Here is a 13,897-nt window from a genome sequence, read left to right as displayed (position 1 = left end):
CTCAGGCCGGAGCGTCGGGGGACGACGTCGGCGCGGTGGCGATCCATCCCGCGACGACCGCGAGTCCCGTCGGGCGGTGCACGGCGAGGAAACCGAAGGGGCGGTCGAAGACCACCGAGACGACGGGCGCGTAGTCGTGCCGCAGCACCGCCGCCGCGGCGCGTAACGCGAAGGCCGTCACGGCGGCTGCCTCGAATCCTTCGTGGCTGAACCGCGCGAGCACTTCCTGTGCTCCGCGGCCGACGCACAACGGCTGCGGGGAGATCGCCGGGAAGTGACCGCGGGTGCAGTCGGTGGCGGCGTTCATGCCGAACAGGCCCGGGGCAGCGAGCAGATCGTGGGTGGAGCGAACCTCGAACGGCGGCAATTGGATGCGCAGTCGACCGGTATTGGGCACCACCGGTTCGGTACGCACGGTCAGCCCCGGTCCCGTTGTGCCGACCGGCAGTTCGGAGCGGATCGGCACATTGCCGGACAGCGCGGCCAAGCCCGTACCGAGCACGGCGCCAGGTGCCCCGGCGCCGAGCAGAAGGTGGACGTCGAGGTCGGCGACGCCTTCGACGACAACGCGCGTGACCGGTTCGGCCGCGTCGAGGATCGCGGCGTCGGTCAGGTCGCGGCTCGCGCGGGACAGCCCGGGTCCGCGGTGCCCGTGCCACGGACCGTTCTCGGGTGCCAGCGTCCCGACGTCGAAAGGCACCCGCCACCGGGTTTTCGCGACGAGAGCGGTGGCCAGCACCAGCAGCGTCTCGGGATCGACCGTCAGAGGGAAGCGGTCGATGAGCCCATCGGTGTGCCGGGCCGCCCAGCTGTCGAGTTCCGACTGCCCGGCCAACCGGGCGAGCACGCCATCGGGGAGCGCTTGCGACCAGGCCTCGTGCACGGGAAGATCGCGGCGCACCCACACGCCGAGTGCGGCCGACACCGCTTCCGCGCCCTCGAGGTCGCGCAGCAGCCGCAGCGCCCCGGCTCGCGCGTCCGCCGTGGGCACGCCGGTCGCGGTCGTCAGTTCGTCCCGCGCAGGACCGTCCGCCGCGGAGGCGAGCAGGGCGAGCAGCGGCCACACCCCGGCGCCGGAGACCACGAAGTCTCGTTCGCCCGCCGCCACGCACCACCGCGCGGTGAGCGCGTTGGCGGCGCCGACATGGGATTGCAGCGAAGTCCGCACGGGTCCACCCTAGTCACGGCACGCGGCCGCGCGTCGCTATCCGGACAAGGCCGAGCCCGGACGCAGCACGATCTTGCCCAGCACCGCCCTTTCCTCCAGCAGCCGATGCGCGCGGCTCGCCTGGTCCAGCGGCAGCACCGCCTCGACCAGCGGATCGAGCCCACCCGCCGCCGCGCGGGCCAGAACGGCGGTGCGCGCCGCAGCGACTCGGTTCAGCCAGTCCGGCCCCGCGCAGCCGGTGAAGGTGAGTCCGCGCATGAGCAGGTCGCTCGCCGACACCTGCGCGGGTGCTCCGGACAGCCATCCGTAGCCGAGCATCCGGCCGCGCAGGGGCGTCATGAGATCGAGCAGGCGGGAAGCGCTCGCACCGCCGATCGAATCGAACACCACGTCCACCGTTGCGCCGTCGAGGGTTTCGCGCAGTCGGGTGGTCCATTCCGGATCGTTGTGGTCGATCACCTCGTCGGCGCCCAGTTTGCGGGCGTGGGCGGTTTTGCCGGGGCCGCCCGCGGTCCCGATGACGCGCGCCGCCCCGAACTCTCTGGCCCATTGGGTCAGCGCGCTGCCGATGCCCGTGGCCGCGGCTTCGATCAAGACGGTTTCCACGCCGGTGAGCGCGGCGGTTTCCAGCAGAGGAATCGCCACCGATCCGTTCATCAGCACCGCGGCGGCGTCCACGAAGGACAGGCCGTCCGGAATGGGCACCACCGAATCGGCGGGGGCGGCGACGAAGTCGGCGTAGGCGCCGTAACCGCGCGTCGCCACGACGACCCGCTGTCCGATCAGCGCCGCATCGGCTCGCTCGCCGACCTCGGTGACGACCCCCGCGGCCTGGAAACCGAAAACCAGCGGCAGCGGCGTGCCGAGCGGGAACTCGCCGGAGCGCAGCTTGGTTTCGGGAAACAGCACGGGGATCGCCTCGGCGCGGACCACCACCTCGTCCGCGGCCGACCGCGGCGCCGGAACATCCGCGGCGACCAGCACATCAGGGCTTCCGGTCGCCGTCATTACGATTGCCTGCATCATGAACTCCATAAGTTGACTGACGGTCCAATTGACTTCCCGATGATATGGACCGCCGGTCAACTTGTCTAGGAAAGCGAGTGCGATGGGCGACGGACGACCCAGGGAACGGGCGGACGCGGCGCGCAACCGGCGGGCGATACTGGACGCCACCTTCGCCCTGCTGGCCGAGCACGGCGCCGAAGCGATCACCATGGACCGCGTCGCGGCCGCCGCCGGAGTGGGCAAGGGCACGATCTTCCATCGCTTCGGCAGCCGTGCGGGGCTCTTGCACGAGATGGTCGCGCAGAGCGCGGTCGCGCTGATGGACGCGATCACCAGCGGTCCGCCGCCGCTCGGCCCCGGCGCGCCCGCGGGCGCCCGCCTGATCGCCTACTTCGACGCCATGGCGCGGCTGGTGATCGACAATGCGGAGCTGATGGCCGCCTATCGCACCGAGCCGCCGCACCCGCGAACGGCCGAGTTCCACGCGTTCTGGGACAACCACATCACCACGTTGCTGCGCGAAGCGCGTCCGGACCTGGACGCCGAAGTGGTCGGGCGGTTGCTGCTCGGCGCGCTGAGCGCCGAATGGGTACCGGCCATGGTGCGTGCGGGTGAGACCGAACGGCTACTGGCCGCGGTGCGCGAGCTGGTCGAGTCGGTGCTGCGCGCGCCGTGACGAATCGGGACGCTTTATTCCCGTGTGCTGGAAGAGGTTTCGATCTGTTCGTGTCGCGTGCCGATCAATCCCGCGACAGGATGGCCTCGAACCGTTCGTCGGCCCGGTCGAGCTGATCGAGGATGTGCTGCCGGACGTGTTCGGCCAGCGGTGTGTCCGGCCGGGTGACCAAGTCGCGGTACACATCGGTGAGCGGGCGGTACTTGGCGGCGAGTTTCGCCATCGCGGGGCCGGTGGCGTAGAGGATGCCGACGCCGTTGTCGGTGAAGTCGGAGAGCTTGATGACGCGGGCCCACGGGTCGCGGTCGAGATTCGTCGCGACATGCTCGCGGTACTGCGCCTGCCGGTCGCGCGCCGGATCCGGCTCGGGATTGGTCACCGCGGCGACGAGATCGGCCACTCGCGCACCGAACCGATCGGTGAGCGCGTCGAGCGCCGCGTCGACGGTGGGGCCGGGGCGATCGGCGGCCAGCTCGGCGGCATGGTCCTCGACCGAGTCGTGCAGCAGCCCCGCCGCGACCACGTCGGGATCGCGGACCTCGTAGTGGCTGATGATCCGAATCGACACGCGCAGCAGATGACTCAGGTACGGCTCCCGGCCGTAGCGATCGTCGCGATGCAGGTCGGCCGCGAGCTCCAGCGCGGCGGCCAGCCGCTGCGAGTCCGGCAACTCGGCGATTTCAAGCAGTAGTCGTTCGCGCAGCCCGGCCGCGCCGTAGACCTCGCTGATCGTGTGCAGCGGCATCACGGCCAAGACCCCCGCCCCTGGATTGCTCATGATGCCAGGCTAACCGGAGCGGGGGACACGTGGCGGACGACGATCACTCGGCCTTGGGTACCAAGGTGTTCTGCCGCGCGGCGACGTACCAGCGCTCGCCTTCCTTGACGAAGACGTACAGCGCGATCATGGCGTGATCGTGCTCGACGGGCTCGCCGTCCGGCGTGGTCGCCCATGCGCGCTTGTGCGCGATCGCGACGTCGGGACGCAGGAAGGTGATGTCGGCGATCTCATAGCGGGCGTACTGGTCGGCGAGGAATCCGGCCAGACCCCGGCGGCCGGCGTCGAGCAGCGCGTCGAATCCGGTGATCAGCGTGCCCGTCGCGTTGACGACGGCCGCGTTGGCGGTGAAATCCGCCGACAGCAGGTCGGCGTCATTGGTGTTGAAACCGGTCTCCGCGTTGGCGACGATCTGCCGGATCGCGGCGATGTCGGCGGAGTGGTCGACCGTCGTGTCCTCGACCGAGGGAGGTGTGGAAGCTGTCGTACTCATGCGACGAGCTTCCGACCCCAACAATGGTTCAGGTCAAGCCGGCGCGTCCGGCCGGGTCAGCGGACGCCGCGCGGCCGGTACTGGATGCTGATCCGCGGACCGGTGGGTTTGCGCGTCTTGGGCACCGCGTGCTCCCAGGTGCGTTGGCAAGAGCCGCCCATGACGAGTAGATCGCCGTGTCCGACCAGGTATCTGATGCTCGCGCCTCCGCCGCGGGGCCGCAGCAGCAAGGCCCTCGGCGCCCCGATCGACACGATCGCGACCATGGTGTCGTGGGTGGCGCCGCGGCCGATGTCGTCGCCGTGCCAGGCGACACTGTCGCGTCCGTCCCGGTAGTAGCACAGGCCCGCGGTGCGGAACGGCTCGCCGAGTTCGTGCCGATAGTGCTCGCTCAGCGCCGCGCGTGCGTCGGCCAGTGCCGGATCGGGCAGTGGTTCGTGCTCCGCGTAGAACCGTAGCAGCCTGGGCACGTCCACCACGCGGTCGTACATCGGCCTGCGCTCGGCTTTCCATGGCACGCGGTCGACCAGTCGGTCGAACAGCGCGTCGGCGCCGGAAAGCCAGCCGGGCAGCAGATCCACCCAGGCGCCGTGGTCGAGCACCGTGCGGCGCGCGGCGCGCAGCGGCCCGAGTTCGGTGTCGCCGAAACCGTCGAGCAGCGATCCCTGTAGCGGTGTGGACATGCGGCCGAGCCTACCGTCGTTCGAACGTATGTGCTAGCGGTTTTCGGTCACTCTTCTCGGATCGTCGTCTCGCGTCGCCGGTAGGCCGAGTACCTTGCCGAGCGGGATGTCACCCGGACGAGGGGAGTCGTCGATGACCGAAACCACACCGCAAGCGCCGACGGCGGGCGTGGCGATGACAGCGCTCGGAGTTGCGGTGATCCGCGCATGGGAATCGCGCAGGCCGGACCGCCTCTACGACGATCCCTGGGCGCAGCTGTTCGCCGACGCCGCGCGACGCGCTTTCGGCGCCGAGCCGGGGGGCGAAGAGCGCTGGGCGCGGTTGGAGGCGCTGGCCGAGAAGTTCTACGAGGGCCGCAGCGTCTCCGTGCGCCTGGTGGACGACACCGCCCGAGCGGCCGTCGCGGCGGGTTGCGGGCAGGTCGTCATCCTCGGCGCGGGCCTGGACACCAGGGCCTACCGGATGCCGCTACCGCGCGAGGTCGAGGTCTTCGAGATCGACCTGCCCGAGTTGTTCCGGTTCAAAGAACCGGTGCTGGAGGCGGCGGGCGCCCGTCCGGTCTGTGCGCGCCACGTCGTGGCGGCCGATCTGCGCGGCGACTGGGCGGCCGCGCTGCGCGCCCACGGCTTCCGCACCGACGTCCCGACCCACTGGATCGACGAAGGGGTTCTCGGCTATCTGCGGCGTGCGGAAGCCATGCGGGTGGCGGCCACGCTGACGGAGCTGTCCGCGCCGGAGAGCCGGTTCGGCCTCGGCAAGTTCGACACCGATCAGCACAGCGACCGGTACACCGAACTGCGGCGACTGGTGCGAGCCGGGGCGGACGGACCGAGGGAACCCAGTGGGCTCGGCCCCGACGCCGACCAGTGGCTCGCCGGGCACGGATGGCGGATCGAGTTCCGTGCCTGGGACGATCTGGTGGCGCCGCTCGACCGCCCGGCCGCGTTGGGCAACCGGGATCTCCGATTGGTTCTCGCGGTCCGCCGGTAGCGCGGCCCGCCGCTGCCAGTGGCCCCGCTCACAGCGCCATATGCCTGGTGAAAGCGGGGTTCGAGCCGCTGCTACGCTGCTTGCCGTAAGACATCCTTTAACGGACCGTCCGGTGAGGCGGGGAAGGAGGTCGGCATGGCCGTGCCCGAAGAACGGGCCGCCAAGTCCGGCGCTGCCGAGACATCGCAGCGACATACCCCGGAATGGGTGGCGGCAGGGCGAGAGTTGTTGTCGGCTTCGGATGTCGGACGGACGATCGCGCGCATCGCGCACCAGATCATCGAGAAGACCGCGCTGGACGCGGGCCAGCCGGACGCGCCACGCGTGGTGCTGATCGGGATCCCCACCAGGGGCACCACCCTGGCGGCGCGGCTCACCGGCAAGATCGAGGAATTCTCCGGCGTCCGCCCGGCTCTCGGCTCGCTCGACATCACCCTCTACCGGGACGATCTGCGCAGCCGTCCGCACCGGCCGCTGGAGCGCACGTCGGTTCCGGAAGGCGGCATCGAGGACGCGCTGGTGGTCCTGGTCGACGACGTCCTGTTCTCCGGTCGCACCGTCCGCTCCGCGCTCGACGGCCTGCGTGATCTCGGCCGCCCGCGCGCGGTGCAGCTGGCGGTGCTCATCGACCGCGGACACCGGGAACTGCCGATTCGCGCCGATTACGTGGGCAAGAACGTGCCGACCAACCGCTCCGAGGACATCTCGGTGCTGCTCACCGAGCACGACGGCCGCGACGGCGTCTATCTGCACCAGGAGGAGGCGTGATGGATCCGGCACACGCCGGCCTGCGGCGGGAGGCGGGCGCATGAGGCATCTGCTGTCGGTCGCCGCGCTCGATCGCGCCGCCGCGACCGAGCTGCTCGACGAGGCCGAGCGGTTCGAACAGGCGCTGCTCGGCCGCGAGGTGCACAAACTGCCCACGCTGCGCGGACGCACCGTGATGACCGTCTTCTACGAGAACTCCACCCGCACCAGGGTGTCGTTCGAGGTGGCGGGCAAGTGGATGAGCGCGGACGTGATCAACGTGAGCGCGAGCAGTTCCTCCGTCTCGAAAGGGGAGTCGCTGCGCGACACCGCGCTGACCTTGCACGCCGCGGGAGCCGACGCGCTGATCGTGCGGCATCCGGCCTCCGGCGCGGCACATCAGATCGCGCGCTGGATGGACGAGTGGGCGGTCTCGGCGGGGCGCGGCTCCGGTCCGGCCGTGATCAACGCGGGCGACGGAACCCATGAGCACCCCACCCAGGCGCTGCTGGACGCGCTGACGCTGCGGCAACGGCTCGGTGACATCGAGGGCAAGCGGGTGGTCGTCGTCGGTGACATCCTGCACAGCCGGGTCGCGCGATCGAACGTCTTCCTGCTGGCCACGCTCGGCGCGGAGGTCGTGCTGGTCGCCCCGCGCACGCTGCTGCCGGTGGGCGTGGAGTCCTGGCCCGCCCGCGTCTCGCACCACTTGGACGCCGAGCTGATCGGCGCCGACGCGGTGCTGATGCTGCGCGTGCAGGCCGAGCGGATGAACGGCGGATTCTTCCCGTCGGCCCGCGAGTACTCGATCACCTACGGCCTGTCCGAGCGCAGGCTGGCCCTGCTCGAGGACCACGCCGTCGTACTGCACCCCGGCCCGATGCTGCGCGGCATGGAGATCGCGTCCTCGGTCGCGGACTCGCCGAAGGCCGCGGTGCTGCAACAGGTCACCAACGGGGTGCACATGCGGATGGCGGTGCTGTTCCGCCTGCTCGTCGGAACACAGGAGGCGGTGGCTCGAGCATGAACGTTCTGATCAAAGGCGCGCTGCTCTACGGCGAAGGCGAGCCGGTCGACGTGCTCGTCGCCGACGGGGAGATCCGGCAGATCGGCACCGATCTGGGCGTGGTCGACGCCGAGGTGATCGACGCGCGCGATCAAATCCTGCTGCCCGGTTTCGTCGATCTGCACACCCACCTGCGGGAACCGGGCCGCGAGGACACCGAGACCATCGAGACCGGCTCCGCCGCCGCGGCGCTCGGCGGCTACACCGCGGTGTTCGCGATGGCCAACACCAACCCGGTCGCCGACTCGGTGGTCGTCACCGACCATGTGTGGCGGCGAGGCCGCGAGGTCGGCTTGGTGGACGTGTATCCGGTCGGCGCGGTCACGGTGGGCCTGGAGGGCAAGCAACTCGCCGAGATGGGCACCATGGCCGCGGGCGTCGGCGCGGTGCGCATGTTCTCCGACGACGGCCACTGCGTCTACGACCCGTTGATCATGCGCCGCGCGCTGGAGTACGCGAACTCGCTCGGCGTGCTGATCGCCCAGCACGCGGAGGAGCCAAGGCTGACCGAGGGCGCCGTCGCACACGAGGGTCCGACCGCGGCCCGGCTGGGATTGGCCGGCTGGCCGCGCGCGGCCGAGGAGTCGATCGTGGCGCGCGACGCCCTGCTGGCGCGCGACGCAGGCGCCCGCGTGCACATCTGCCACGCCTCCACCGCGGGCACCGTGGAACTGGTGAAGTGGGCCAAATCCCAGGGCATCGCGATCACCGCCGAAGTCACCCCGCACCACCTGCTGCTCGACGATTCCCGGCTGGAGACCTACGACGCGGTCAACAAGGTCAACCCGCCGCTGCGCGAGGCCTCCGACGCCGCCGCGCTGCGGCAGGCGCTCGCCGAGGGCATCATCGATTGCGTCGCCACCGACCACGCGCCGCACGCCGAGCAGGACAAGTGCTGCGAGTTCGCCGCGGCCCGGCCCGGCATGCTCGGGCTGGAGACGGCGCTGTCGATCATCGTGCAAACGATGGTCGAGCCGGGGCTGCTGGACTGGCGCGGCGTCGCCCGCGTGATGAGCGAGCGCCCCGCCGCGATCGTCGGCCTGGACGAGCACGGCAGGCCGCTCGAAGTCGGCGAGCCGGCCAACCTGACGCTGGTCGACCCGCGGGCGAGCTGGACGGTGCGCGGAAAGGACCTCGCCAGCATCTCGAACAACACGCCGTTCGAGGCGATGACCTTTCCTGCGCGGGTGACGGCGACGCTGCTGCGCGGCCGGATCACCGCCAGGGACGGCAAGACGCTGGGCAACCGGGCGGAGGCATAGATGAGTGACCGGGGCGCAGCCGTTCGAGGAGGTTCGTAGTGGAGAGAACGCTCTGGGTGGTGGGGCTGCTGGTCCTGTTCGGGGTCTGCCTGTGGCTGATGTACCGGGGCTGGCGCAATCGCGCGGCACGACAGGCCGAGCGCATCGGCGCCCTGCCCGCCGTGCCCGACGAACTGGGCGCGCAGGTACTGGAGCCGACCACCGGGCTGTACCTGGGCAGCACCATAGCGCCGAGCTGGCAGGACCGGATCACGGTGGGCGACCTGGGTTTCCGGGCCACCGCCGAACTCACCCGGTTCGACAAGGGAATTCTGCTCGAACGCGACGGCGCGACGGCGATCTGGATTCCGGAGGAATCCATCACGGCGGTGCGCACCGAACGCGGACACGCGGGCAAAGTGATGACGGAAGATGGTGTGCTGGTCATTCGCTGGAAGCTGCCGACCGGAACCGAGATCGATACGGGTTTCCGCGGCGACGACAAGTCGGTCTATCCGGCCTGGCGCAGGCTTCCCGCGGCGGATCAGAGCGGGACGACGACGGGAGATGACGAGGGATGACAGGAGACACGGGCGGGAGCAGGGCGGGGACGGGCGCAGCACTCGTGCTGGAGGACGGCCGGGTATTCCGCGGCCAGGCCTACGGCGCCGTGGGCCAGACGCTCGGTGAGGCGGTGTTCTGCACCGCGATGACCGGGTACCAGGAGACCCTCACCGACCCGTCCTACCACCGCCAGATCGTGGTGGCCGCCGCGCCGCAGATCGGCAACACCGGCTGGAACGACGAGGACGACGAATCCACGAAGATCTGGGTCGCCGGGTACGCGGTGCGCGACCCCGCGCGGCGCGCCTCCAACTGGCGCGCCAGCAGGACCCTGCCGGACGAGCTGGAACGGCAGCGGATCGTCGGCATCGCCGGCATCGACACCCGCGCGTTGGTGCGTCACCTGCGCACCCGCGGTTCGATGAAGGCGGGCATCTTCTCCGGCGACGCGCTCGCCGCCACCGACGAACTGGTGGCCAGGGTGAACGGGCAGCCGTCCATGCTGGGCGCCGACCTGGCGGGCGAGGTGAGCACCGACGCGCTGTACACGATCGAGCCGGACGGTGACCACCGGCACACCGTCGTGGCGGTCGATCTGGGGATCAAGACCAACACTCCGCGCATGTTCGCGCAGCGCGGCACACGGGTGCACGTGGTGTCCTCGGCCACCACGCTGGATCAGATCCTCGAACTGAAGCCCGACGGGGTCTTCCTGTCCAACGGTCCCGGCGACCCGGCCACCGCCGACGCGGCGGTCGAGCTGACCCGTGGCGTACTGGGCGAGGGCCTGCCGCTGTTCGGCATCTGCTTCGGCAACCAGATCCTCGGCCGCGCGCTCGGCCGGGGCACCTACAAGATGAAGTTCGGCCACCGCGGCATCAACATCCCGGTGGTGGAGCACGAGACCGGCCGGATCTCGATCACCGCGCAGAACCACGGTTTCGCGCTGGAGGGCGAGCGGGGCGAGCGGTTCGACACCCCCTTCGGCACGGCCGAGGTGAGTCACGTCTGCGCCAACGACGGCACCGTCGAGGGCGTCCGGCTGGTCGACGGCCGCGCCTTCTCCGTGCAGTACCACCCCGAAGCCGCCGCCGGACCCCACGACGCCGCGTATCTGTTCGACCGTTTCGCCGGTCTCATGGAAGGAGCCTGATGCCTCGCCGCGAGGATCTCGAGCACATCCTGGTGATCGGCTCTGGCCCGATCGTCATCGGCCAGGCGTGCGAATTCGACTACTCCGGCACGCAGGCGTGCCGGGTGCTGCGGGCCGAGGGCCTGCGGGTGTCGCTGGTCAACTCGAACCCGGCGACGATCATGACCGATCCGGAGTTCGCCGACTCCACCTACGTGGAGCCGATCACGCCGGAGTTCGTCGAGAAGGTCATCGAGAAGGAGCGTCCGGACGCCATCCTGGCCACCCTCGGCGGCCAGACCGCGCTGAACACCGCGGTCGCGCTGCACGAGCGCGGGGTGCTGGAGAAGTACGGCGTCGAGCTGATCGGCGCCGACTTCGACGCCATCCAGCGCGGCGAGGACCGGCAGAAGTTCAAGGACATCGTGGCCAAGGTGGGCGGCGAGAGCGCCCGCTCGCGGGTCTGCTTCACCATGGACGAGGTCCGCGACACGGTCGCCGAACTCGGCTACCCCGTGGTGGTGCGCCCGTCGTTCACCATGGGCGGCCTCGGTTCCGGCATGGCCTACAACGAAGAGGACCTCGATCGCATCGCGGGCGGCGGCCTGGCCGCATCGCCCACCGCTAACGTCCTGATCGAGGAGTCCATCCTCGGCTGGAAGGAATACGAGCTCGAGCTGATGCGCGACGGCCGCGACAACGTCGTGGTGGTCTGCTCCATCGAGAACGTCGACCCGATGGGCGTGCACACCGGCGACTCGATGACCGTCGCCCCCGCGATGACGCTCACCGACCGCGAGTACCAGAAGCTGCGCGATCTCGGCATCGCCATCCTGCGCGAGGTCGGCGTGGACACCGGCGGCTGCAACATCCAGTTCGCGGTGAACCCGCTCGACGGCCGCCTGATCGTCATCGAGATGAACCCGCGGGTGTCGCGTTCGTCCGCGCTGGCGTCGAAGGCGACCGGCTTCCCGATCGCGAAGATCGCCGCCAAGCTGGCCATCGGGTACACGCTCGACGAGATCGTCAACGACATCACCAAGGAAACCCCGGCCTGCTTCGAGCCGACCCTCGACTACGTGGTCGTGAAGGCGCCGCGGTTCGCGTTCGAGAAGTTCCCGGGCGCCGACGGCACGCTGACCACCACCATGAAGTCCGTCGGCGAGGCCATGTCGCTCGGCCGCAACTTCTCCGAGGCGCTCGGCAAGGTGCTGCGTTCGCTGGAGACCAAGGCCGCGGGCTTCTGGACCGAGGACGACGGCGCGTGGACCGACGTCGAAGCGATCCTCGAGGATCTGCGCACGCCCACCGAGGGACGCATCTACCAGGTGGAACGCGCGCTGCGGCTGGGCGCGAGCATCGAGGACGTCGCCGCGGCCTCCGGCATCGACCCGTGGTTCGTGGCCGAAGTGGCCGGTCTGGTCGAGTTGCGCCGGGAGATCCTCGACGCGCCGGTGCTGGACGAGCCGCTGCTGCGCCGGGCCAAGCACTACGGCCTGTCGGATCGTCAGCTGGCCGCGCTGCGGCCGGAGCTGGCGGGGGAGAGCGGTGTGCGCGCCCTGCGCCACCGGCTCGGCATCCGCCCGGTCTTCAAGACGGTCGACACCTGCGCCGCCGAGTTCGAGGCCAAGACCCCGTACCACTACTCGGCCTACGAGCTCGATCCCGCGGCCGAGTCCGAGGTGGCGCCGCAGCGCGAACGCGAGAAGGTGATCATCCTCGGGTCCGGGCCCAACCGCATCGGCCAGGGCATCGAGTTCGACTACTCGTGCGTGCACGCGGCGCAGACGCTGTCGCAGGCCGGATACGAGACGGTGATGGTCAACTGCAACCCGGAGACCGTCTCCACCGACTACGACACCGCCGATCGCCTCTACTTCGAGCCGCTGACCTTCGAAGACGTGCTCGAGGTCTACCACTCCGAATGCGAGTCCGGCACCGTCGCCGGCGTCATCGTGCAGCTGGGCGGGCAGACCCCGCTCGGCCTCGCCCAGCGGCTCACCGCCGCGGGCGTGCCGGTGGTCGGCACCAGCGCGGCCGCCATCGACCTGGCCGAGGACCGCGGCGAGTTCGGTGACGTGCTGGTCGCGGCCGGGCTGCCCGCGCCGAAGTACGGCACCGCGACCACCTTCGCGCAGGCGCGCAAGATCGCCGCCGACATCGGCTACCCGGTGCTGGTGCGCCCGTCCTACGTGCTCGGCGGCCGCGGCATGGAGATCGTCTACGACGAGAGCTCGCTGGAGGGCTACATCTCCCGCGCGACCGAGCTCAGCCCGGAGCACCCGGTGCTGGTCGACCGGTTCCTGGAGGACGCGATCGAGATCGACGTCGACGCGCTGTGCGACGGAGAGGAGGTCTACCTCGGCGGCGTGATGGAGCACATCGAGGAGGCGGGCATCCACTCCGGCGACTCCGCCTGCGCGCTGCCCCCGATCACGCTGGGCCGCAGCGACATCGAAGCGGTGCGCCGCTCGACCGTCGCGCTGGCCAAGGGCATCGGCGTGCGCGGCCTGCTCAACGTGCAGTACGCGCTCAAGGACGACGTGCTCTACGTTCTGGAGGCCAATCCGCGCGCGAGCCGGACCGTTCCGTTCGTGTCGAAGGCCACCGCGGTGCCGCTGGCCAAGGCCGCCGCGCGGATCATGCTCGGCGCCACCATCGCCGAACTGCGCAAGGAAGGCATGCTGCCGAGCGAGGGCGACGGCGGGCACGTCGCGCTGGACGCTCCGGTCGCCGTCAAGGAGGCCGTGCTGCCGTTCCACCGCTTCCGGCGCGCCGACGGCAGCGGTATCGACTCGCTGCTGTCGCCGGAGATGAAGTCGACCGGCGAGGTGATGGGCATCGACGCCGATTTCGGCACGGCCTTCGCCAAGAGCCAGACCGCCGCCTACGGCTCGCTGCCCACCGAGGGCACCGTGTTCGTCTCGATCGCCAACCGGGACAAGCGCGCGATGGTCTTCCCGGTGAAGCGCCTGCACGACCTCGGCTTCCGCATCCTCGCCACCGAGGGCACCGCGGAAATGCTGCGCCGCAACGGGATTCCGTGCGAGCAGGTGCGCAAGCACTCCGAGGTGCGGCCGGACGACGAGCCGACGATCGTGGAGCAGATCCGCGACGGCGAGGTGGACATGGTGTTCAACACGCCCTACGGCAACTCCGGCCCCCGCGTCGACGGCTACGAGATCCGCAGCGCGGCCGTCGGGGTGAACATCCCGTGCATCACCACCGTGCAGGGTGCGGCGGCCGCGGTGCAGGGCATCGAGGCGAGCATCAACGGCGGCATCGGCGTGCGGTCGCTGCAGGAGCTGCACGCGGTGCTGCGTGGGTGAGCCGCGATCGGACGGAACGGG

Annotated in this window: 13 protein-coding genes; 8 read left to right on the top strand and 5 right to left on the bottom strand. The window is 70.4% G+C overall.

From position 1 onward, the window contains the following. Window position 1: 1 nt before the first annotated feature. Window positions 2-1,168 carry a serpin family protein gene (locus tag ACH49X_RS02880; RefSeq protein ID WP_195082344.1) on the bottom strand — a complete coding sequence of 389 codons (1,167 nt, stop codon included), beginning with the start codon at window positions 1,166-1,168 and terminating at the stop codon, window positions 2-4. Between the two features lie 36 nt (window positions 1,169-1,204). Then, window positions 1,205-2,191, bottom strand: coding sequence for a zinc-binding dehydrogenase (locus ACH49X_RS02875; protein WP_357206691.1), 987 nt, complete (start codon window positions 2,189-2,191; stop codon window positions 1,205-1,207). Between the two features lie 85 nt (window positions 2,192-2,276). Here ACH49X_RS02875 and ACH49X_RS02870 point away from each other — a divergent pair, with 85 nt between their 5' ends. Next, complete coding sequence (locus ACH49X_RS02870) at window positions 2,277-2,852, top strand: TetR/AcrR family transcriptional regulator (RefSeq protein ID WP_195082345.1); 576 nt, start codon at window positions 2,277-2,279, stop codon at window positions 2,850-2,852. 64 nt (window positions 2,853-2,916) lie between these two features. Here the strand turns inward: ACH49X_RS02870 and ACH49X_RS02865 are convergent, their stop codons facing one another. The 3 genes from ACH49X_RS02865 to ACH49X_RS02855 are packed head-to-tail and all read right to left on the bottom strand — an operon-like array spanning window position 2,917 to window position 4,806. Next, complete coding sequence (locus ACH49X_RS02865; protein WP_195082346.1) at window positions 2,917-3,630, bottom strand: HD domain-containing protein; 714 nt, start codon at window positions 3,628-3,630, stop codon at window positions 2,917-2,919. Between the two features lie 43 nt (window positions 3,631-3,673). Further along, a complete protein-coding gene (locus ACH49X_RS02860; protein ID WP_195082347.1) occupies window positions 3,674-4,123 on the bottom strand; it encodes an SgcJ/EcaC family oxidoreductase in 450 nt (149 codons plus the stop codon). Window positions 4,124-4,179: 56 nt separating this feature from the next. After that, window positions 4,180-4,806, bottom strand: coding sequence for an alpha-ketoglutarate-dependent dioxygenase AlkB (locus tag ACH49X_RS02855; RefSeq protein WP_195082348.1), 627 nt, complete (start codon window positions 4,804-4,806; stop codon window positions 4,180-4,182). A gap of 133 nt (window positions 4,807-4,939) precedes the next feature. Here ACH49X_RS02855 and ACH49X_RS02850 point away from each other — a divergent pair, with 133 nt between their 5' ends. From ACH49X_RS02850 to carB, 7 genes are all read left to right on the top strand, one after another. Next, window positions 4,940-5,797: an SAM-dependent methyltransferase gene (locus ACH49X_RS02850; protein ID WP_357206688.1), complete on the top strand. Its 858-nt coding sequence runs from the start codon at window positions 4,940-4,942 to the stop codon at window positions 5,795-5,797. Between the two features lie 135 nt (window positions 5,798-5,932). Continuing rightward, window positions 5,933-6,565, top strand: coding sequence for a bifunctional pyr operon transcriptional regulator/uracil phosphoribosyltransferase PyrR (gene pyrR / locus ACH49X_RS02845; RefSeq protein ID WP_323124412.1), 633 nt, complete (start codon window positions 5,933-5,935; stop codon window positions 6,563-6,565). A 40-nt stretch (window positions 6,566-6,605) separates the two neighbouring features. Next, window positions 6,606-7,571 carry an aspartate carbamoyltransferase catalytic subunit gene (locus ACH49X_RS02840; RefSeq protein ID WP_195082349.1) on the top strand — a complete coding sequence of 322 codons (966 nt, stop codon included), beginning with the start codon at window positions 6,606-6,608 and terminating at the stop codon, window positions 7,569-7,571. Then, window positions 7,568-8,872 (top strand): dihydroorotase, encoded by a 1,305-nt coding sequence (locus ACH49X_RS02835; RefSeq protein WP_195082350.1) that lies wholly within the window; start codon window positions 7,568-7,570, stop codon window positions 8,870-8,872. Before ACH49X_RS02840 ends, ACH49X_RS02835 begins: the two co-directional genes overlap by 4 nt. A 38-nt stretch (window positions 8,873-8,910) precedes the next feature. Next, complete coding sequence (locus ACH49X_RS02830) at window positions 8,911-9,432, top strand: transporter (RefSeq protein WP_195082351.1); 522 nt, start codon at window positions 8,911-8,913, stop codon at window positions 9,430-9,432. Further along, on the top strand, window positions 9,429-10,568 hold the full coding sequence (gene carA, locus ACH49X_RS02825; protein ID WP_195082352.1) for a glutamine-hydrolyzing carbamoyl-phosphate synthase small subunit: 1,140 nt from the start codon (window positions 9,429-9,431) through the stop codon (window positions 10,566-10,568). Before ACH49X_RS02830 ends, carA begins: the two co-directional genes overlap by 4 nt. Beyond that, entirely contained in the window at window positions 10,568-13,876 is a 3,309-nt protein-coding gene (gene carB / locus ACH49X_RS02820; RefSeq protein WP_195082353.1) for a carbamoyl-phosphate synthase large subunit, read from the top strand. Before carA ends, carB begins: the two co-directional genes overlap by 1 nt. The last annotated feature ends 21 nt before the right edge of the window (window positions 13,877-13,897 follow it).

This window comes from Nocardia sp. NPDC019323 (assembly GCF_044389845.1).
Lineage (GTDB): Bacteria > Actinomycetota > Actinomycetes > Mycobacteriales > Mycobacteriaceae > Nocardia > Nocardia implantans.
Note: the sequence above shows the minus strand (reverse complement) of the source record. Positions and strands in the feature narration are given on the sequence as shown.

Bases quoted from the DNA above. Each gene is read 5' to 3' on its own strand.
- ACH49X_RS02865 (WP_195082346.1), bottom strand. From the start codon at position 3,630: ATGAGCAATCCAGGGGCGGGGGTCTTGGCCGTGATGCCGCTGCACACG.
- ACH49X_RS02860 (WP_195082347.1), bottom strand. From the start codon at position 4,123: ATGAGTACGACAGCTTCCACACCTCCCTCGGTCGAGGACACGACGGTC.
- carA (WP_195082352.1), top strand. From the start codon at position 9,429: ATGACAGGAGACACGGGCGGGAGCAGGGCGGGGACGGGCGCAGCACTC.
- ACH49X_RS02875 (WP_357206691.1), bottom strand. From the start codon at position 2,191: ATGCAGGCAATCGTAATGACGGCGACCGGAAGCCCTGATGTGCTGGTC.
- ACH49X_RS02840 (WP_195082349.1), top strand. From the start codon at position 6,606: ATGAGGCATCTGCTGTCGGTCGCCGCGCTCGATCGCGCCGCCGCGACC.
- carB (WP_195082353.1), top strand. From the start codon at position 10,568: ATGCCTCGCCGCGAGGATCTCGAGCACATCCTGGTGATCGGCTCTGGC.
- pyrR (WP_323124412.1), top strand. From the start codon at position 5,933: ATGGCCGTGCCCGAAGAACGGGCCGCCAAGTCCGGCGCTGCCGAGACA.
- ACH49X_RS02850 (WP_357206688.1), top strand. From the start codon at position 4,940: ATGACCGAAACCACACCGCAAGCGCCGACGGCGGGCGTGGCGATGACA.
- ACH49X_RS02835 (WP_195082350.1), top strand. From the start codon at position 7,568: ATGAACGTTCTGATCAAAGGCGCGCTGCTCTACGGCGAAGGCGAGCCG.
- ACH49X_RS02870 (WP_195082345.1), top strand. From the start codon at position 2,277: ATGGGCGACGGACGACCCAGGGAACGGGCGGACGCGGCGCGCAACCGG.
- ACH49X_RS02855 (WP_195082348.1), bottom strand. From the start codon at position 4,806: ATGTCCACACCGCTACAGGGATCGCTGCTCGACGGTTTCGGCGACACC.